This window comes from Bartonella sp. HY406 (assembly GCF_025449315.1).
In the GTDB taxonomy this organism is placed as follows: domain Bacteria; phylum Pseudomonadota; class Alphaproteobacteria; order Rhizobiales; family Rhizobiaceae; genus HY038.
Window position 1 is genome coordinate 1,693,498 of record NZ_CP104893.1, and the last position, 21,561, is coordinate 1,715,058.

Sequence of the window (21,561 nt, forward strand, 5' to 3'; positions counted from 1 at the left end):
AATAGGTAAAAATTCTAATAATGCACCAATTTTTGTCGATAAGAAAACAATTTGATAAAAACAACACAAGATGCAATACTCAAAGTGTTAATGAGTTTGATAACTTTTAATGCCCTGCAAATAAACTTTGTAATGGGTTAACTAGATTAATTAAGGATTTGGCATTGGGGACTAAAGATAGAGATTGGTACCGAATGGGTAAGTCATTGTTTAAAAATCGTCTCAAATAATTAGAATAAGATGGAATTATTTAGGTGTTTCTCTGCGCCTCTCCTTCTTGTTCTCATGATATTTTCATACCATTTTTCTCAAAATTAATAGACCTTGTTCCAACCAAGGTCCACCATCTATTGTTTATTCTGGCACCTATTGTTTATTTTGTTCTGATTGCCGCAATAGATGAAATGCGATTAGCACCAAAAATCCAACACCTAAAATTAGAACAGCCCACAATACAAATTGCCGCCAGTTAAATTGATCCGCCTTTTCTATTTCCGGCACTTTAGAAATATTTTTTAATGGTTCGGCTAAAACTGCGCGGCTAATTCGCGGATCATCAATATCGACAGCACCCGGAACCAAATCAGCAAATGCAAGCTCCATTGACTTTTGCTGACTTTTCCCAATTTGTATGGCATAGGGCGATTTGCCGCGTGCTAAAAAAACAAGATTGTTAGGCGCAAGCGCAATTTCCATCGGTAAAGCATCTAAGTCGAGTCCTCCACCGCGCTTATCTATTTCAATTCTTATCGCTGTAAAGTCGCCATCTGGCAATTCTACACTATCAAGGCGCGTTAGCTCGCCATTTTTTCCCTGCAATTGATAAAACATGCCTTGGCGTAAGGGAATCCAATTACCACGGCTGTTGGATTTGGAGCCGTATAGCCAGAAGGGTGCCAAACTATAACCATCAGGCAAATTAACTTTTATAACTTCTAATTTATGAGGTGCGGCAAAACTTAACTCATAAATTTCATGATTGGGGTCATCGATTAAAATTCTTTTAGCTTCTAGCGCGTTACTCCAAATTAGATTAGGTTTTAAGCTTGTTTCGGTAACAACCATCTTGCTTATCATCGCTTGCGTTATAAAAGGTGTTTTTGCGCGATCCACCCACATTAGTCGTAAAAAACGACCTTGAGTTTTTTTAATGGCAATACTTGTTTTCGTAATCTCACTATTATTATTCGATAAGCGGTAAAGTTGGCCATTTTCAATCAAACGCCAATGCATCAAATCATCACTCACCTCTAGACGATAGGGAAAAAACCCATCCTGACTTGGTGTCCACACTATGTCTATTTGGTCAATACCATAAGTCACCTTCTTCAAGTCAATAATATAACCAAGTAAGGCATCCTTACTACTAGCACTCACATCATCATTATTAATTGAAATTGAGGTGCCAGCGCGTGTATTATTAACCGTAATACTTGATTGGTAACCATTTAGGGGATCGCTCCCACGCAATGGATATAGTTCAGCCTGTACGGTTTCATGGTGAACAGTGCTAAGCTCAGTAATTTTAACGTTAGAACTAATAAGAAATGCATAAGGCTGCGCCTTACCATCTTGGTCTAAAATGCGAATATCAGATAGCCCCTCGCTGCCTGCTTGCAATTGCAGCATTGCATCAAGCTCTAACTCATACCAAGGGCCGTTACCTTCAAGCACCAATGGCGCTTGCTGCTCTATTGCCTCAGAGGCCCAAACTACCAATGGAGCTTGAATGAACAATATAAGGACAATAAAAAAATTTAAAAAGCGTTTCATAATGGCTGTTCCTCATTATGCTTAACGTCATCAGCTTGTTGAGTTTTTTCTTTTGGTGGTAATGGCGCAAAATAACCAATAATTAACAACAAAAGTCCAACACTGGTAAAGGAAATAATTCGCTCCATAGTGCCACTTCCACCAAGATCAATGGCAAATAGCTTAAACACAACCACGCCAATCAAACTTGTGCCACAAATCCATAAAATACGAAGCTTTTTGCGATTTCCGACTAACATAGCTGACAAAGCAACAACCGTCCACACAATTGCCAAAGTTGTTTGAGCGGTCGTTGATGCAAAGAGTGCTGCGGCGCGCCAATCAACGCCAAAGAGATGGTGAACTGAGCGTAAAATTGTTGCAGTCAAAATAGCAAAGCTTGTGAAACCGAAGGCTACGGGAATTGAATACGGAGGTAAGTTTTTCTTTACTAAAGGCTCGGTATTGCTCCATATAAATAAAGCAAAAAGCGTAATGAAGAGCCCAAGCTCAAGTGGATTAATTAATGGAATATAAGGAAGCGGCGTAGCGCTACCATCATTGATAATATTTGCAAACCAAATCCAACCGAACGCAATAACAGCTACTGGCCAAGCTGCAAAGAAACGATAGGCTGTCGGGTCGGTTTTTAACGGCCATCTTGGTTTGTTTGCTGCAACCATTAGGAGATATATAACTGGCCCCACTATCCATCCTAGCCAACGCCAAGCATTAAAATTACCCGACACATCCATGAGCATTGCACTGCAAGTTGCTGATACCAAACCTATGGTCAACCAAGCGCCGGTAACATGCACAATACGTGTTAGCATTTGGTTGATTAAAGGCAACAAAGCAAACAAAATAGCACAATGCAATAAAATGCTAGCAGGCCAAAGCAACCATCCCCAATTTACCCACGGCTGATAAAGCGATAAAAAAATCACCTTGGAAATATCAGGTGTACCAACAATCAAAGAAATATTAGTCCCAAAAGCACAGATAAACAAACAAAATGCATAGGGTGCCCAACATAGGCTTACATTGGCTAATAGACGCCATTGGTAATGACGCGCAAGCAAGCCCCACACGGAAAAACTCGCAATGGAAGCAGCTAAGATACCGTGAATTTTGGTTAATCCTACCGCACTATAATTGATCGTTGCAAAAACCGCAAAAGCCCATGCAAAGACCATATAGCCGACAAAAATTCCTTCCAAAATCTTATCCGTCAAGTCCTCATTTTTACCCAGATATAGGATACTTAAAGCCGAGAATAATAGTGTTAATGATAAGATAAATACCGGAATAAAATCCGCACTGAATAACTCGTAAATATATTGGTCAGAAACGCCCACCAAATAAATATATCCAGTATAGAAAAAGATAATTGTCGCCGTAATTTTAATAACAATGTCTGAAAGCTTTAAACCGCCCACAAACATAATAGCCGACAATATTGCGGTCAGAATTGTTGCGCCATAATACGAAAAGAAAACAGATGGCGCTAAACCAATTGAAATGGTTGATAAGCAGCCCAAGATTGCTGGAATATTATGTTCCCATGCCATCATACGTGATTTATTTGCACGCGATGCATGCCACCACGTAAAGACCAAGGACAGCGCAATAAGCACTATACCTAGCTTTGATGCAACAATAACTGTTTGCTGGCCACCTTCCTTAATAGTTACAAACCAACTTACAACAGATCCAGCTAAAACAATCAAAGAAAAACAACGCGATGAAAAATGATTTTGTCGCAACGAAAGCCAATAGATTGCCGCCGCCTCGACTGCCCATATTGACGTTGTCCATTCAGCATCAAAAGCCAGAGGAACGGCTAATGAAGCAAAGACTAAGCCCAACACCAAACAGGTCTCGAACAATAATTGCAAAGCATTTTGGCCGCGTTTTAATGTGCCAAATGCCAATGCAATGTAAAAACCTCCAAGAATAAAAGCCGAATAAGCTGGCCCCATCTCTATGTGCTGAACCAGTGCATATTGCAAACCAAAGCCAATAATGGGAACGCCAAAGAAAAGTGTTCCATCAACATAATAAGTTTGCAGTGCAGCACTGCGCAGCGATCTTTCATTGCCGCTTTCGTCATGACTGTTTTCCAAAAGCTGACGCCTAGCAAATAGCAATGCGATGGCAACGAAAAGCAAAAAGAAAAAAATCAAAAACAACTGAGTGCTGATATAAAAGGAAGATTGATACGAACTCAAGGCCCAAGCCATACCTATCGAAAACGTACCAAAAAATCCAACAATGTTAAGAATTCGCCAAGATTTAAACCAAGCGATAATTAAAATGGCCATATCTAAAATGGCAAAATAGGTAAATAATCCAATATGACTACCACCCCCTGTCGATGCTAATATTGGCGCTGCAAAACCGCCTATTGTTGCTGCAAGCATCAAACTGATTGAGTTTTGCAAAAGTGCCAAAACAATTGCAGCGGCAGCAACCACAACCAAAATAACAAATCCCATAAAAGGAGGAATAAGTGGATGAAGCTTAATTGCTGCAAAAATAGTAAGATAAAAAACACCTATACCTAAACCTTGCAAAATAAGAGCAGTTGGTGGGTTTTTCTTACGTACCTTCCATCCAACCGCGGTAAGAGCAAATGCCGCAAATGCCACGGATGCATAACGTAATTCAATTGGAAAATAAGTATGTTGTGCGACGTAGCGTAATAAAAATGCAAGTCCAAGGAAAAGAATAATAGCGCCAACTTTTAAAATTGGATTGCCGCGTAAAAACCAGCTCGACACCTTATCTACGATTTTCATAAAAGGAAGCTCTTCAGTCCCTTGATGATTACTATTGCTTGACTGCGCCGATTTTTCTTTTTCGTTTATATCAAGTGTGATATCAGCATTGCTATCTGCTAGCGACAGCTTATCGGCATTTTCTTGAGCAGCATCATGCTGCAATGATTGCTTAACTGTATTTACAAAAATGGGTTCTGCATCAGGAACATTCACCTTTAAAACAGGCTCACTAAGAGCTTGCTCGAATACTATCGCAGTTGAAAGATCATTACTTGACGTTTCAACCCGTTTTTTTCCATCATTATGAATTTTTTCAGCACTGTTTTTAACGCCGTCTAATGAGGCACGCGTTTCATTCATCACTTTTTCTAAAGCAACAGCCTGTTCCGCTTCAGTCCGAACATCCTCATTTACACGCATAAGCTGGAAGTTTTCCAGTGCTTTTTCAGCTACGACATCAGTTTGATTTAAAACTTCGCTGGATGGGGCTATTTCAAGTGCTGCAATTTTAGCTTCAAGCTCAAGGATTTTAATATCTTGGCTATCAATTTTTTTGCGCAAGGACAAAAATTTATTGGTTATATCTGAAGATGCTATTTGTCCAGTAATGCATAAGGCAATAATTGCGCCAAACAATGCACCCCACCCCTGAAAAAATACTGCACCTATAAAGCTACCTAATAATAAACCGATAATGTGCATACAAATCCCCTGCCACACGCCATCAAACAGCTAAAATAGTTCAAATATAACTTAAGTAAAATTTATAATATTAAAAAAAACCACTAAAGCAAATAGAATAACTTAGTGATGCTTGCCATTTTAATAAAAGTCAAGTTACATTAAATTACTATTGATATTTGAAAGCCAAGCAATATCGCTTTATAAGGTTTTTAATAGAGATGGCTTATCCTAACGATCTATTTTTTTTGCAAGGACATCATAGTAATTGGAAATGCTTGACGCCATACAAGATAATTACCAAGTTCTTGCGCAGTGCTTAATGCGATTTTAGTCAGATCACCACCAAATTGGCGACTAAGCTCCAACATCAAAGCCTCACTCTCTAAAGTAACAGCATTAACAACAAGGCGACCGCCCAATTTTAGCTTCTGCCAACATTGCTCAAAAACACCATCATTACTGAAACCGCCACCGATAAAAATTGCATCTGGCTCTTCTAATTGCTTAAGCACATCATTAGCATTGGCTTCTATAACTGTTAGCTGCGATAAGACACCAAGGTTTTTAGCATTTTGACGGATATTTTGTACACGTTGTATATTTTTTTCAATAGCAATTGCTCGACATTTATAACCAAGGCGCAACCATTCTATTGAAATAGAGCCACTGCCAGAACCTATATCCCATAATAATTGATGAGAGGTTGGCGCAAGATGCGCCATTGTAATTGCCCGCACATCTTGCTTCGTTATTTGCCCATCATGCCTAAAAGCATCGTCTGGGAGAGTAGCAAAATTAGGTATTTGCTGCATATAATCATCAATCAAACAATTAACCGCAATTATATTTAATTTTGCAAAACATTGACCTATAAAATCTTTAGCAAGAAAAAAATGGATTGCTTCTTGTTTACCTTCTAAATGCTCTAATACAAATATCTGGCTTCTGCCTAAACCTCGCTTGCATAATGCTTTTGCAATTAACCCCGCACTAGAACCATCATTGGCAAGAATCAGCATTTTTTTCTCATGAGCAATGGAGCGTATAAAGCAATCCATCGATCGGCCATGAATTGAAAGGCAATCAACATCTTGCAACGCCCAACCAAGACGCGCTGCGGCTAACGAAAAAGATGATGGATGCGATAGAACAGATAATTCAGCAAGGTCAAAATAGCGGCTAAAAGTTGCCCCTGCACCATAATGCATAGGGTCGCCACTGGTCAAAACGACCACATCCTCGCCACGCAACTGCTTCAGTTCATCAATGGCATTTAAAAAAGGTTGTGGCCAAATATGGGATGTGCCGTTTATAATATTTTCGAGTAAAGCAAGATGTCGCATACCGCCAAAAACATGTTTTGCATTGCGAATAACAAGGCAAGCGGCTTCGCTTAGGCCTTCAACACCATTTTCACCCACACCAATAATTTTAAGCCACGCTTTTGGCTGATTTAGCTCATTTTCAAGCCGTGGCAATGTTGCATCTTGATTTGTCATGAATAAGCAATAAAATCAGTTTCGATCGAGCGCAAGATAAAACGCAGCTCAAAAAAAAGAAAATGACATGACTAAAATTAAATCAACTAACCACCTCGTTGAAGATAGACGTTGGGCTTGTCCTGGACTATTCCGCATGCCATTGTCAGCCGATGGGGGAATTTGTAGAATTAAACTGGATCGAGGTCATGTCAATGCAACCCAACTAAGGGCGCTTGCAAGCTTAGTTAAGAAATATGGCGATGGACTTTTAGAAGTAACAACAAGAGCCAATGTCCAAATCCGCGGTGTTTTTCCAGAAAATTCTAGCATTCTTTCACAGCATTTGATTGCAGCAGGTTTTGGCCCCAAGGTTGAAAATGGCGATGATGTCCGCAACATCATGATTAATCCAACAGCAGGCTTTGATAAATACGCTTTACGTGACATTGTTCCTTTTGCTCAGCAATTGTCTTTATATGTGCAAAAGAACTATCAAAGCCTTTCGCCTAAATTCTCATTTTTAATTGATGGTGGCGAGGGCTGTTGCGTCCTCGATCATAAAAGCGATATATGGCTATCGCTATGCGATGGTGGCGACAATTTTGCTTTTGGTCTAGCTTCTTGTCCAACGACAAAATTATCTAAAATTGGAGCTATAGGCAAAGTCGCTTTTGAACATGGTCACCAACTTATTTATGCCTTAATCGATTTATTAATCGATAGGCGTAAGCAAGCGCCGCACCTGCAACGCATGAAACATTTGGTTGAAAACTGTACTATAGCTCAAATTATTGATGAATTAAAAAGACAAAATCTTGATATACTTCCAGCTTTTGATTTTTTTAGAGATGAGTTAACCAGTCATTATCTTGGTATTCATGAAGCAAAACAAGAAAAACAATATTACATAGGTGCAAAGCCCCCCTTAGCTAGAATGACGCCGTTAATGCTAAATTCATTAGCAACCATCATCGACCAATATACAAAGCACCAAGGGCTTATTTTCACCCCTTGGCAGAGCATTATATTTCCAAATTGTAGCTATCAACAAGCAAAAGAGATAGGTTACATATTGAAAACACAAGACTTTATAGTCTGCAAGGATGATGTTCGAGGTAAAATTATAGCCTGCGCAGGCGCACCTAAATGTGTAAGAGCCCAATCCAACACATTGTCGGATGCAAAAAGACTTCCAGATTTATTGCATAATAAAAATATAAACCGCATTCATATTACTGGTTGCCCTAAATCATGTGCAGCCACCAAAACATATCCAACAACTTTACTTGCTAAAGATAACGGCATTTATGATATTTATAGCACCAAAGAAGATTCACTTGACAGTGGATTTGGTACTTTGATTGGAGAAAATCTAAATATCAAACAGATAGCAAAACTCATTTCTTCAAAAGATTAGGCATTAAGTCAATCTATGATAAGGCTAGCCGAGCTATTTGTCTTACAACTTATCCGCATAATTTACATTTATAATTATTATTAAATGATATTTCATTTCGCATTTGTCGCTAAAAAGGGTATGAGAAGGATTCTGTATGGGGCCTGTCAATTTTAATTATCAAGCCGAAATATTTGAAAATGCGCCTGTTCTGGTTTTAATGAAAGCCCTATTTAATTTAAAAGGAAAGCAATGTACGACTATATTAAAAACGGCCAGAATATTTATGACCGCTCCTTTGCGATTATTAGGCAAGAGGCGGACCTCTCAGCCATTGATAACGACATGGAAAAAATTGCGGTTAGAATTATCCATGCCTGCGGTATGATTGATATAGTTGACAATCTTTGCTTTTCAAAAAATGCTGGGACAATTGGCAGAACTGCAATAAAAAATGGTGCAAAAATTTTATGTGATGCCCGCATGGTCGCAGATGGGGTTACCCGTAAACGTCTAGCCCAAAATAATGCTGTATTATGTACTTTAAATGATGAAAGAGTACCAGAACTTGCCAAACAACTTGGCAATACACGTTCTGCCGCTGCTCTTGAATTATGGCGGGATGATCTTGAAGGGAGCATTGTTGCTATTGGCAATGCCCCAACAGCTTTATTTTATCTTTTAGAAATGTTGGCGAATGGTGCACCGCGCCCCGCCCTTATTTTAGGCTTTCCAGTTGGATTTGTAGGGGCAGCAGAATCAAAGCAAGCATTAATCGAAAACGATCTTGACATCCCTTATATTGCCGTCACAGGACGGCGCGGCGGAAGTGCCATGGCAGCAGCAGCAGTAAATGCCCTTGCAAGTGAAATTGAATAAAGAGCAAACATAATGAAAAAAGGCAAGATTTACGGGGTTGGCGTTGGTCCAGGAGATCCAGAACTCATTACAATTAAGGGGTTAAGAGCGATTGAAGGCGCTGACATTATTGCCTTTCATCAAGCAATGGGCAAAAAGAGTAATGCACTTACAATCGCTGAATGTTGGATTAAAGAGAGCCAAACCCTATTACCCCTTACTTATCCTATTACGACACAAGCACCACCTCTAAACACTAGCTATGATGACATTTTGTCAAAATTTTACGGTGACATCACAACTGAGCTTGAAAGCCATCTTAATCAAGGCAAAATAATAACTGTTTTAGCAGAGGGCGACCCCTTATTTTATAGCTCATTCATGTATATTCATGACCGTTTGGCAGATAAGTTTGAAACGATCATTATACCGGGCATTACATCTATTTCAGGTGCATCTGCGGCTCTCGCTACTCCCATATGTTATCGCAACGAAACTTTTACTGTGCTTTCTGCTGTACTTGATGAAGAAAAGTTAGAAGAAAAGCTTAAAGAAAAAAGTGCATTTGCGATTATGAAGCTTGGACGAAATATTGATAAAATCATCAAAATTTTAAAACAACTAAACCTTTTTGATAAAGCTCTTTATATCGAACGCGCAACGATGAAAGACCAAAAAATACGACCACTAACGGAAGTTAATAGCAATTGCAGCCCATATTTTTCTCTTATTTTAATCCCTGGCGAGGCATATAGCACAACACAATATAAGGGCAAAAATCTGTGAGATATATTGCAATTATAATTTTATCTGATTCAGCATTTGCAATTGCTGAACAAATAAAATTTAAAATCCCAAATGCAACGATTTACGGCTTTGAAAAACGCGTCACTAACTGCGACCAAACTTTCACGTCGTTTAGCGATTTAGCAACAAGCTTATACAAGCAAAATATTGCAATCATAAGCTGTTGCGCGACAGGAATCATTATTCGGGCACTTGGCCCGCTTTTACAAGATAAATATCAAGAACCTCCAGTCATTTGCATAAGCGAAGATGGTAAACTCATTGTACCTCTACTTGGTGCTGCCAATGGTGCCAACAGACTTGCAAATGATTTGGCTCAAATAACCGATGGATTAAGCGCAATCACTTCAAATGGCGAAAGACGATTAGGCATCAACCTTCTTGACCCACCCAATGATTTGCAGCTCATCAATCCTGAATATGCAAAATCATTTATTTCACAGATCATCAATGGAGAAACATTAAAGATTATTGGTAGCCATTCGTGGCTCAATCAAGCAACGCTGCCAATTAATGACACGTCATCTTTAACCATTGAAATAATTGATCAAGACCAACCTATAAAACCAAAAGAGCAAACCTTACTTTACCAAAAATCAGAACAGCTTAAAAAGGGTAAGATAACAATTATTGGACTGGGTCCGGGCGACAAGGCATATCGTACAATATCTGCTCAAAAGGCACTTGCTGAGGCCGACGATATTTTAGGCTATGATTTTTATATTAAATTGGCGGCGCCTTTTCATGCCAAACAAACTATTCATGAAAGCGATAACCGTCAAGAATTAGATCGCGCCAAATACGCAATAGCCTTGGCAGCCAAAGGCAGAAATGCTGCAATTGTATCTTCCGGTGACCCAGGAGTTTTTGCAATGGCAGCGGCCGTCTTTGAGATTATTGATACAATGAATAATGAGATGCCCCATATTGAAGTTGTTGTCGAGCCTGGTATTACCTCTGCCTTTGCAGGGGCAGCATTAATGGGGGCGCCACTCGGACATGACTTTGCCATGATATCTTTAAGTGACAATTTGAAACCTTTTGATGTAATTGCCAAGCGCCTAAAACTTTGCGGTGAGGCAGATATGGCTTTAGCACTTTTTAATCCTGTTTCAAAAGCTCGCCCTGACCAAATTATAAAGGCGTTGGATATCGTAAAAGCTATCCGTCATATAGATACGCCTGTGGGACTTGGTCATGACATTGCTAGACCAACACAGGACTTTAAAATTACGACCCTTGGTGAATTAAAGACGGATGATATTACCAGCCGAACCATTGTAATTATAGGCTCTTCTAAATCAAAAATAATTTCGGCAAATGGAAGAAAATGGTTTTATACACCAAGAACTTACCTGCAATAAAACAAGTAATTTAGGGGCAGATAATTTCTTTATATTAAATAGTATAACAAAATTTTTGTGAGAACCTTAAGATTATATTTCTAAAAATATGCTTGAAACTAGGCATCCCCTTAAGAAACTTTGCTAAACTATTGTAAAAATTACAATAGCATCATATACGCACAGCATAGCCAAAGTGTATTAAAATATTTTATACTTCAAAAAATAATGGAAATATATTTGCAAATTAACTATACAAGTGTCTAAAATTAGACTCCTTTAACAACAAGCCTTGCGCTATGCTTACCTTGTCGATAATTGCCTTTTTACGAAAATTATAGCATAACATCTCAAAAACAACCGAACAGTATAAACGCCTGCGCGGTAGTTTTTGAGTTCATCCAGTAAATAAACTGCAGCTATTCGTCGCGATAAACTTTTTCACGACGTTCATGGCGCTCTTGGGCTTCAAGAGAAAGCGTCGCAATTGGTCTTGCATCTAAACGTTTAAGCCCAATTGGATCGCCAGTTTCCTCACAAAATCCATAAGTACCTTCATTAAGACGTTGCAGAGCTGCATCAATTTTTGAAATTAGCTTACGTTGACGATCTCTGGCTCTTAACTCGATAGACCTATCTGTTTCTGATGAAGCTCTATCAGCCATGTCAGGAAGGTTGGCGTTTTCTTGTTGAAGATTTTCTAGCGTTTCACGCGATTCCCTTAGAATATCATTTTTCCAAAAGATAAGCTTTGAGCGGAAATAAGCCTTTTGACGCTCATTCATAAATGGCTCGTCGTCACTTGGGTGATAGTCCAAATTAATTTGTTCGCTCATGTACGAAGCCTCCACAGCTTGGTTGAGAGCCCCTATATATTGTGGTCTTTTAAAATATACAACACAAAAATTTGAAAAACACACAATTAAATATTAAAAATCAAATCGATTAGCGCCATACAGCAATTAAAAAATTTTTAAAAAACACATATTTATTTCATATATATGACAAACTAGTTATATTTTGAATTAATCAACTATTTTTATAATTATTTTGTGTAAATATTACTATATTAGCACTTTAAAATATTAAATTTTTTCTAAATAAAACCATTGCAAGAAAAATAATTTACTTGCAAATTTGCCGACATCTCAAATATAAATTTAATTTTAGCGCAATATTAAATGCTGTTTTTTTGATTCTCCTTTTAAAAGGATTAGGAATAGCTTCACTTATAAGTCCAACATGCTGGTTCTAAAACTCAATTTTTTTTGACTAACAATTTGCAAAAAATATATTTTTTTATTTTCCTAGGGTAAGAAATTAATTTTTGTAAAATACTTTCTCTTTCAAGCTATTATTGTAATATGTGCACCAATCAATTCAATTTGTATTCATAGGCTTTAAAATGAACCATTTGAAAAGACTCTTTCTTTTACGTCATGCGGAAGCATTACCAGCACAAATGGGGCAGTCTGATTTTGATCGCCGCCTTAGTGCTAATGGAAAAGCAGATGCTATAAAAATTGGCAATATTATCCTGCAAAACTATTCCTTGCCTGAAAAAATATTATTGTCGCCATCTATACGAACAACTGAAACTACAAAAGCTTTAAACCTATTTGATAAAACCAACTTGATATCGCTTGATGCTATTTATGACGGGGGACCTAAGGAATATCTCGATATTTTAAAGCAGAATAGTCAGTTTGCCAGTCTTTTATTGGTTGGGCACAATCCTTCAATTTTTGCACTGTTACAATATCTAGCCTCGCCAAAATCGGCAATCCAAATACCGCAAAACTATCCAACCGCTGGGCTTGCAATCATTGACTTCTTAGGGCCTGATGTTCATTTAAATCATCATCAAGGGGAATTGGTCGCTTTCCATCATCCTTAAGTGTATATAAATTTGTTTTACGTTTCCCCGTTATCAACAAAAATCAAAAACTAAAATTCTTTAGCCTCGCACCAATAAGCCTCCATTTTTTCCAAGGGGCAATCACTTAACTCTTCCCCCAACTGGGTTAAGCGTTGTTCAACATACTGAAATCTTTGTCTAAATTTTGCATTAGTTCGAGCAAGCGCTTTTTCAGGATCAACATCAAGTTTGCGGGCAAGATTAATAAGCGTAAAATAGATATCGCCTAATTCAGCCTCTACTTCCTCTTTATTTTTTGTCTTTATCGCATCAATAATTTCAGTAGTTTCTTCTTTAAGCTTATCAATCACCTCGTCTACCTTTGGCCAATCAAAACCCACACTTGCTGCTTTATCCTGCAATTTCATCGCCTCAATAGGTGCAGGAAACACGGTTGCAACATCAGCCAAAATTGAAGCTTTTTCAACGGTTTCAAAATTACTAGCCTGACCAGCAGCGAGTCTTCTTTCATGGCGCAACTCTTTTTCTTGCTGTTTGATACGCTGCCACTGCCCTTTTTGCATACCTTGGGCGCGCTCTTTTTCATCGCCAAAGACATGTGGGTGGCGACGAATCATTTTTGCGGTGATAGCTTCAACAATATCACCAAAAGAAAAGAGATTTTTTTCACCACATATTTGTGCGTAATACACGACTTGTAGCAATAAATCGCCAAGCTCGTCACAAAGATCAAGAGGGTCGTTGCGTCTGATTGCATCCACCACTTCATAAACCTCTTCAATAGTATAAGGAATAATGGTTTCACAATTTTGCTCAATATCCCAAGGGCATCCAATTATCGGGTCGCGCAACACCATCATTATATCAATAAGGTCATTTATATCGCGTGAAACTTTTACTTTGTTAATATCGACTTTAACGCTACTCATTGAATAGGACTTTCTTTATCTTGCAATCGTCGAGTTCAATTATATAGCTGAGTAAACATACGGATGATAGTTTTCAATTGACTTGTTTTAATTTTTACAAATAGAAATATTCCTGCTATTCAAAATAGTTGCAGTTAATATCATAATGGATGATTAAATGACGATTTTAGTGACAGGTGGCGCCGGTTACATTGGTTCCCATACATGCGTAGCCCTTCTAAATGCCGGTTATAATGTGGTAATTGTTGATAATTACGATAACAGCCATCCAGAAGTTATTAGGCGAATTGAGACAATCACCGGACGCACTGTCATTAATGAACCTGGCGATATTCGCGACCGAGAATTCATGGAATCTGTATTAACGCGCCATAAATGCACCGCGGTCATTCATTTTGCTGGTTTAAAAGCCGTTGGCGAATCTGCAGAAAAACCACTCCTTTATTATGATTGCAATGTGAGTGGTACTTTAAGGCTTTTGCAAGCGATGCAACGAGTTGGCGTAAAAAAATTAATTTTTTCATCAACGGCAACCGTTTATGGCACCCCTTCTTATCTTCCTTATGATGAAAAGCACCCCCTCGCCCCAGAAAGCGTTTACGGCAGAACGAAGCTGACCGTTGAAAATATGCTATGCGACTTATACACTAGTCAACCTGACTGGAGTCTTGTTATACTGCGTTATTTCAATCCAGTGGGCGCTCATGAAAGCGGCTTAATTGGCGAAGACCCAAAAGGTATTCCGAATAATCTTATGCCAATTGTTGCACAAGTTGCGGCAGGACGGCAGGATCGCTTAATGATATGGGGAAATGATTATAACACCCGTGACGGTACAGGTATCCGCGACTACATCCATGTTGAAGATTTAGCGGCAGGCCATGTTAGCGCCCTAAAACTTACCAATGAACCAAATTGCGAAATCATTAATCTCGGCTGCGGCCGTGGCTACAGCGTTTTGGAGGTTGTCAAAGAATTTCAGCATATTTCAAATCGCGACATTAAATATGAAATAGGCCCCCGCCGTGCTGGTGATATTGGCGAATTTTATGCAAATCCAGAAACGGCAAAAAGAATTTTAAACTGGCAAGCCAATAGAAATTTAAGCAAAATGTGTGCTGATATGTGGAACTTTCAGGTAAAAAATCCAGAAGGATATAAATAAAGGGGCTTTACCATGTAATTAGCCCATAAACAATTTAACCCATTGTTTGATATGCCTTCATTGTACTTGAGGCGTTGGGTTATTAAAATGCCACTCACACTCCTTCGAAAATAGTCCAAAATTCTGTCTAGGTATACCATTAGATTTGCGCATGTCTTGTTGGGCTCAGGTCAAAAATTCTAAAATCGTTGATGTGATTGCCCTTATCTGCAAGCAGTTTTGAATGGTTGATGTGATAATGATTAAACTCTAATGCATCCAATATGCATTAAATCCACGCCGACAGTTGCCATAGACAACACATGGGGCACAACTTTACGTTTAATAATGGGCAATAAACTGACTCTTAATGCATGAAAAAATAATCTTCATTTATACACCCACGGCGCTTGAGACGAGACACGCCAAACACAGGAAATTTGCCACCTGCTCCACGTCCACGCTTCCCTTTGCGGTGGCCGCCCAAATAACTCCCGTCGCTTCCAATCTAACCGTCAAAATTCTCACTTGCTTCTTGCTCTGTTTGATAGGCGATCAGCTCGCGAAGTCTTTGATAATAATTGGCGGATGTAGTGAAATTGACGCCAACAAATCAGCGGTGCATCGTGCAGTTTTGCCTGCTGCAACATGCTCCATTAATCGATCTTGCTTAATTATCGATAATCGGTCCTTTTTCATGCTTATACCAGTAAACTTTCTCAGTTATCCGGTACAGCCTCATTTTTTTAACGAATGATTGATTTTACATATTATATAGGTTTTGTCTAAAAATGTAAAAAAACCAAATGGTGAGAATGCATCATGCTTTCTCACCATTTGGCTCACTGTGCTTGTTTGTATTGTTTCCATTGGGCGTAAAACAATATTTTTTCGTCGCTCAAAATGATTTAATGTTTCATTTCATTTACCAGTGATTTTTCATCACTATCGACAACAAACACTGCGAGCAATTTAGCGGGTTTTGTTTTACTCGCATTACGACTAATCTGATGGTTTGCACCGGGAGCTTCAGACCAACTTTCACCGGCTTTGTAAATTCGTACTTCGCCATCATTAACTTTTGATTCAATTTCTCCAGATACAACATATGCATAGATAAAACTTGAATTTGGATGTGAGTGAGGCGCTGTTTCTGCACCTGGCTCATAATTAACTTCTAAAGCAATAAGTGACTTTCCTGGCACATTTGGAATTGGTTGATTAAAATTTTGTTCAATTTTTTCACCAGGATTTAATGCCCATGCACTTGTAGAAAATGTTAATACTGTAATTGCTGCAAATAAAATAGATTTCAAGTTCATATTATTTCTCCTTAATATTTAACCTAATACTTATATAAAATTTAAAAAGCACCAAAAACGACAAATAGGAATGTACCACCCAAGATGCTGCACCTAATCGAATTAAAGCTTGATCGAAATTTAAAGGTCACGCTTAACGAGCAAATTTATAGAGCTATTAAAATGGCAATAAGTAAAGGTAATTTACCTAAAGGAGCCCGACTACCTTCATGGCGCGATCTTGCCGCGCAATTAGGCGTATCTCGTGGCACGGTAAGGTTGGTTTATGAAAAACTACTCGCCGATCAACTTATTTTGTCTTCTAAAGCAAAAGGAACTGTTGTAGCTGATCTGCCTTCAATGCCTATTTTAAATAACGACCAGCATAGACAAGAAGTGATATTACCACTTCAGCAGCAAAGGGGCGGATATGCCCCCCTCCCTTTTCAGCTAGGTGTTTCGTCCAAAAATGCTTTTCCAGCAACTTTATTTACGCGCATTGGCGCACAACAGACACGCAATCAATTTGCAAAAGCACCTGCCTATCCAGATCCACGAGGTTTGTACCAATTACGAAGTGAAATTGCAGGTCACCTTGCCATAACACGCGGTATTCAATGTAACCCCACCCAAATTATCATTACTAGTGGCTATTCAGGTGGCCTTGGCTTGGTATTGATGGCACTTGGACTCGAGAACAAAAAAGCCTGGATGGAAGAACCTGGTTACCCTTTAACACGCCGAGGATTAGAATTAGCACGGCTAATAATCGAACCCATTAGCGTTGATAACCAAGGTATTTTGGTGGATGAGGGAATAATAAAAGCACCAGACGCAAAACTGGCGATCATAACACCGGGACAACAAGCACCTCTCGGTATGAGCTTATCTTTAGATCGACGTTTACAAATACTTGACTGGGCAAATCAAGCACAAGCTTGGATTATTGAAGATGACTACCTAAGCGACTTACAATTACAAGGTCGGGCTGCACCTGCCCTTGCTTCTTTAGACCGCACGGGCCGAGTAATCCATATCGGGTCATTCAGCAAAACACTTACACCATCACTTCGCATTGGTTTTGTGGTAGCACCGCTTCAAAAAGCTGCTTTATTCGCAGAGGTCGCGATGTGTCTAACATCACAGCCAAGCGTCACAACACAATTAACAGTTGCAGATTTTATGCATCAGGGGCATTACATACGTCATTTACGACGCTTGAAACGTTTATACGCTGCAAATCGTGATATTATTATAAAACATTTAAGCCCCTCGATTAGCAATCAATCCATAGCAGGTCTTTCTGCAATTTTACCTATCCAATCACAGTGCAATGACGTCGATATTTCAAAAGAGTGTTTAACTTATGGCTTAGCGCCTTCCCCTCTTTCGACATGGTATGCAGGAAAAAATTGCCGAAAAGGTTTACTATTGGGTATAGCTTCATTAGCGCCTAACCTCATAAATAAATCATGTGAGGATTTAAAAAAAGTATTAAATAAATTTGAATTATTATAGATATTCATAAAATAAGTATCGAGTTTTTGCGATATTTTTTTGGGGCTTGACTAAGGTCAGGACTCATTAATTGAGATAAAATATGACCGCTGCAGCGATACATATTGCTGAAAAAAAAGTATGAGCGCATCGATCGTATCTTGTTGCAATACGTCGCCAAGTTTAAAGTTTTGCAAACAAGTTCTCAATTTTATGACGTAATTTGTAGGTTGCCTTGTCAAAGAAGATGTTCGCTGTCCTCGCCTTTCGGGGAGGAATGCAAGGTTTGATTTTTCTGTCAAATAAGGCTTGCCTGAACCAGTCAGAGTCAATACCTTTGTCAGCAATAAGTTCTTGCGCTTCAAGCAAAACTGATAACAGAAGAGCCACGCCTTTATAGTCGCTCATCTCACCTTCTGACAATAACAGGCATAGCGGTTTTCCATCTTGGTGAACGACCGTATGCATTTTGAATTCATCCCCCCTTTGGTGCGCCCAATACGGTGGGGAACATCTCCTTTTTAAGCAGGCTGGCTGCTGTGCAGTGTGCATTAAGATGAGTTACATCAATCATGAGGCGTAAAGGTTTTGAGCCTTCCTTGCTAAGTGCTGCAAAGATACGATCAAACACACCCAATCGGCTCCAACGAAAAAGGGAGTTATAAAAGGTTTTGTGCGGACCATAATCCTCAGGAGCATCTTTCCGTTGCAAGCCATGTTTAATAACATAGACAATCCCACTGAGAACGCGCATATCACCGACACGTGCCACACCAAGCGATGATGGAAAATAAGGCGTGATCCGCGCCATTTAATCTTCACTCAATAAAAACAAATCACTCATTAGTTACCTCCCTCACACCAATGAATGATAAATTAGCTAAAATGTGAATCAATAAAATTAATAGGTCCTGACCATAGCGCAAAGACATGTAGAAAAAGTTTCTAAACTAAAGTTCGCAACGGATAAAAGGTAAATTGGTCCTAGTTTCGCAGGGTACCTCAAAGCAATCGACATATTTTTACGTCTTGGTCCTACCCGCGCATAGATATCATTAACGTTACAACAACCATAAAAGATATGCATTTTGGCATTTTAGCATTTTGTAGATTATTAAAGGTTGGGGCGCAAACAACATCCGGAAAAGTTCAAAAATATAAAGCTAAAGCTTGGTATTTGGCGAAAAACTTGACCAAAAATCTCAACCTCAAATGATTCCCAAATCTCTAAATGCCGCCACTTAATCAAGTATTTTAAAACGTATAAATACAAGACAATTGCTGTGACAGGTAAAAATAGATCTTAAGGTTACTATAATAATTGATATATGCTCGGCGCCCTTAACGCAAAACAAATTCATAGCCCCAGAACAGTCTATTAGTCTAAGTTTTATTAATAAAAAAGCAGCTTCACCGTAAATTTCGGTAAAGCTGCTTCTATATCATATTGATTTTACAAGACGACCTCAAAAACAAAGATCATGCTCAAGTCATTTTTGTTACTAGACGTAACTCAAATGTTGTTCATCATAGATGTTTGGCATTTGCGAACTACTAAATGCGTCAAAGGCAGGAATGTCGCTATAGCTTTCATTATTAGCAACGCTGGTATCACCATCTAATAGATCATCAATGGTTAAATCAGAAGCATCATTAGAAGCCTGATTATCTGCACCTTGAACCTCATCGGCCTGAGCACTGTCAGCTTGTACACTGTCAGCCTGAACATCATCTGCTTGGCTGTTGCTATTTTGGTCGCTGCTAACCTCAACATCTGTATTTTGGCTATCTGCACTTTGAGCATCTGCTGCTTGGCTGTCGTTATCGCTTACATCGATGCCAATTTCACCAAGAATATCACTTGTTGGTGTAATTGTATCATTTGCTGATGCATCATTGGCAGAAGCACTGTCCGCGTTTTGGCTATCTTCGCTTGAAGATGCTTGGCCGCTTGCAGTTGCATCGCTTTCATCCAAAAAGTTGCCCAAACGATAAGAGAATGGATTTGCTGATTCATCACTAGAGCTGCTAGAAGTGTCACTTTGCTGCGATGAAGCGCTATCATCGGATTGAACATCATCACTGCTGCTTGGATTAACTGCAGCGCTGCGTGCATTGCCGGAATTATCATCAGTGTTATTGTCTGATGAATCTGTATCAGCACTAGCACTTGCTGAACCATCATCTGGCGTGCTGCTTGTGTCCGTAGCGTCGGCAGAAGTTGGTGTTGCTGTTGCTGAAACGATAAATTGTGCAACATTGGTTCTAGAACTGCGATTACCTGCAGCATCGATCGCTTCAAAACTAAAATTATGTGATCCGAGGCTAAGATCATTTTCAGGTGAAAACTGCCATTTACCATCTGTGCCAATTTCTGCTCGACCAATAGAAATGCCATTATCAAAAATCTCAATCCATTTAGCATCATAGCCAGCGCCTACAGCATTGGCTATGCCGGAAAGAACGACTTTGCGTACAGTTGAATTGACGGTGGTACCGGTTGTAAACTGTGTTGCATCGCCGCCGTTTGCATCACTCCAATAAATGGAGGAGGCACTAATTGCAGAGGGAGCAATTGTGTCAACAGTAAATGAAAATTCACTCGTTTTGCCACTCTCATTTCCTGCAGCATCAGTTGCGGTAATTTGAACGCTATGAACACCGTCAGAAAGGTTTGTTCCAAGCTCAATCGACCATTTACCATCGCTGCCCGTTGTTGTTGTGCCAACAACCGTACCATCGACATAAATACTAATTTTGGACCCAGCTTCGGCAGTGCCTTTAAATTCAGGTGTTGCATCATTAGTGATACCGCCATTTGCAATGGTGCCGGTAGGTGTCACATTGTCATTAACAGTTTCAAGCTGTGGGACGTCTGGAGCAATAGTATCTACTGTAAATTGTAAACTGGTTTCTTCACTAGTGGCGCCACTTGCATTGGTCTGAGTAATGACTACATTATAAACGCCATCTGCAAGCTGTGGGAAAGTATAGCTCCATTTACCATCCTGCCCAACAGTTACATAGACTGGATCACCACCATTAACCCTAATTGCTATTTGAGCACCCGGAACGGCATCTTCACCCTGCAAGGTCGGCGTATTATCATTGGTTGATGCACCATTTCTGATTACTTCAGTAGGGTTTTTATCATCATTGATAATATCGGCATCTGGCGAATCTGGACGGCCAACGGTTGCGGTTGGCGCCGTATAGCTATTGTCATTATCATCACCGCTCTTGCCAAATACAGAATAAATACCAGCGCCACCTACAGCTGCACCACCAAGAATACCAAGCAATGTGGCAACCGATAAGGATTCACCTAATTGCGAATATTGGATAAGACTATCATCAATACCGTCACCCTCATTGGTAACTGCTTTGGTAAAATCGACTTCAATCCGGTTGCCGTTTTCCACAATCATTAACTTATGAAAAGCTGGCCCATTAATGAAAAAGTTATTGATGCGCAATTCCTCGCCAGAGGAAAATTGAACAATGAGATCATTTCCCCATTGAGCATAATTGCTTATACTGGACATGCCAGATGTGATTACATAATTTTGGGAATCAACTAATGGAGCTGAAACTTGTCCACCCACCCCTACGATAACATCCTTATCTGGGCTAACAATCATTGCGTATCCTACTTTAACTTTAACAATTAATAAAACTGCGACAACTATATTTGTAGACTATGTCTA

At 39.2% G+C, this 21,561-nt stretch carries 14 protein-coding genes and 2 pseudogenes; 7 read left to right on the forward strand and 9 right to left on the reverse strand.

What is annotated here, in order from left to right; genetic code table 11:
* Positions 1 to 366: 366 nt before the first annotated feature.
* The 3 genes from N6B01_RS07160 to cbiE form a co-directional block, all read right to left on the reverse strand.
* On the reverse strand, positions 367 to 1,773 hold the full coding sequence (locus N6B01_RS07160; protein ID WP_262078094.1) for a DUF3999 domain-containing protein: 1,407 nt from the start codon (positions 1,771 to 1,773) through the stop codon (positions 367 to 369).
* Positions 1,770 to 5,237: a DUF2339 domain-containing protein gene (locus N6B01_RS07165; protein WP_262078095.1), complete on the reverse strand. Its 3,468-nt coding sequence runs from the start codon at positions 5,235 to 5,237 to the stop codon at positions 1,770 to 1,772. The genes N6B01_RS07160 and N6B01_RS07165 overlap by 4 nt, the downstream gene beginning before the upstream one ends.
* A 218-nt stretch (positions 5,238 to 5,455) precedes the next feature.
* Entirely contained in the window at positions 5,456 to 6,718 is a 1,263-nt protein-coding gene (gene cbiE / locus N6B01_RS07170) for a precorrin-6y C5,15-methyltransferase (decarboxylating) subunit CbiE (protein WP_262078096.1), read from the reverse strand.
* A 67-nt stretch (positions 6,719 to 6,785) separates the two neighbouring features.
* Here cbiE and cobG point away from each other — a divergent pair, with 67 nt between their 5' ends.
* The 4 genes from cobG (at position 6,786) to cobJ (ending at position 11,125) form a co-directional block, all read left to right on the forward strand.
* Positions 6,786 to 8,117 carry a precorrin-3B synthase gene (gene cobG / locus N6B01_RS07175; protein ID WP_262078097.1) on the forward strand — a complete coding sequence of 444 codons (1,332 nt, stop codon included), beginning with the start codon at positions 6,786 to 6,788 and terminating at the stop codon, positions 8,115 to 8,117.
* Between the two features lie 231 nt (positions 8,118 to 8,348).
* Entirely contained in the window at positions 8,349 to 8,975 is a 627-nt protein-coding gene (locus tag N6B01_RS07180) for a precorrin-8X methylmutase (RefSeq protein WP_262078098.1), read from the forward strand.
* Between the two features lie 9 nt (positions 8,976 to 8,984).
* Positions 8,985 to 9,740 carry a precorrin-2 C(20)-methyltransferase gene (locus tag N6B01_RS07185; RefSeq protein ID WP_262080610.1) on the forward strand — a complete coding sequence of 252 codons (756 nt, stop codon included), beginning with the start codon at positions 8,985 to 8,987 and terminating at the stop codon, positions 9,738 to 9,740.
* Positions 9,737 to 11,125, forward strand: a complete 1,389-nt coding sequence (gene cobJ, locus N6B01_RS07190; RefSeq protein WP_262078099.1) for a precorrin-3B C(17)-methyltransferase — start codon at positions 9,737 to 9,739, stop codon at positions 11,123 to 11,125. The genes N6B01_RS07185 and cobJ overlap by 4 nt, the downstream gene beginning before the upstream one ends.
* 398 nt (positions 11,126 to 11,523) lie before the next feature.
* On the opposite strand, the gene dksA is transcribed toward cobJ, so the two are convergent.
* Positions 11,524 to 11,940, reverse strand: a complete 417-nt coding sequence (gene dksA, locus N6B01_RS07195; RefSeq protein ID WP_182417031.1) for an RNA polymerase-binding protein DksA — start codon at positions 11,938 to 11,940, stop codon at positions 11,524 to 11,526.
* Between the two features lie 569 nt (positions 11,941 to 12,509).
* Here dksA and N6B01_RS07200 point away from each other — a divergent pair.
* Positions 12,510 to 13,001: a SixA phosphatase family protein gene (locus N6B01_RS07200; protein WP_182417032.1), complete on the forward strand. Its 492-nt coding sequence runs from the start codon at positions 12,510 to 12,512 to the stop codon at positions 12,999 to 13,001.
* A 50-nt stretch (positions 13,002 to 13,051) separates the two neighbouring features.
* On the opposite strand, the gene mazG is transcribed toward N6B01_RS07200, so the two are convergent.
* The gene (mazG, locus tag N6B01_RS07205) at positions 13,052 to 13,912 is read right to left on the reverse strand and encodes a nucleoside triphosphate pyrophosphohydrolase (protein WP_262078100.1); all 861 of its coding nucleotides are present in this window, start codon (positions 13,910 to 13,912) and stop codon (positions 13,052 to 13,054) included.
* A gap of 157 nt (positions 13,913 to 14,069) precedes the next feature.
* Between mazG and galE the strand changes: the two genes are divergently transcribed.
* Positions 14,070 to 15,077 carry a UDP-glucose 4-epimerase GalE gene (gene galE / locus N6B01_RS07210; protein WP_262078101.1) on the forward strand — a complete coding sequence of 336 codons (1,008 nt, stop codon included), beginning with the start codon at positions 14,070 to 14,072 and terminating at the stop codon, positions 15,075 to 15,077.
* 57 nt (positions 15,078 to 15,134) lie between these two features.
* Here the strand turns inward: galE and N6B01_RS15240 are convergent.
* Together N6B01_RS15240 and N6B01_RS07215 are read right to left on the reverse strand one after the other, a co-directional pair.
* Positions 15,135 to 15,755: pseudogene (locus N6B01_RS15240) on the reverse strand (transposase).
* A gap of 209 nt (positions 15,756 to 15,964) precedes the next feature.
* The gene (locus tag N6B01_RS07215; RefSeq protein ID WP_262078102.1) at positions 15,965 to 16,378 is read right to left on the reverse strand and encodes a cupin domain-containing protein; all 414 of its coding nucleotides are present in this window, start codon (positions 16,376 to 16,378) and stop codon (positions 15,965 to 15,967) included.
* 162 nt (positions 16,379 to 16,540) lie between these two features.
* Between N6B01_RS07215 and N6B01_RS07220 the strand changes: the two genes are divergently transcribed.
* Positions 16,541 to 17,875, forward strand: a complete 1,335-nt coding sequence (locus N6B01_RS07220) for a MocR-like pyridoxine biosynthesis transcription factor PdxR (RefSeq protein WP_262078103.1) — start codon at positions 16,541 to 16,543, stop codon at positions 17,873 to 17,875.
* 66 nt (positions 17,876 to 17,941) lie between these two features.
* Here the strand turns inward: N6B01_RS07220 and N6B01_RS07225 are convergent.
* A pseudogene (locus N6B01_RS07225) lies at positions 17,942 to 18,665 on the reverse strand (IS5 family transposase).
* Positions 18,666 to 19,356: 691 nt separating this feature from the next.
* Positions 19,357 to 21,495, reverse strand: coding sequence for an Ig-like domain-containing protein (locus N6B01_RS07230; protein ID WP_262078104.1), 2,139 nt, complete (start codon positions 21,493 to 21,495; stop codon positions 19,357 to 19,359).
* Positions 21,496 to 21,561: the final 66 nt, after the last annotated feature.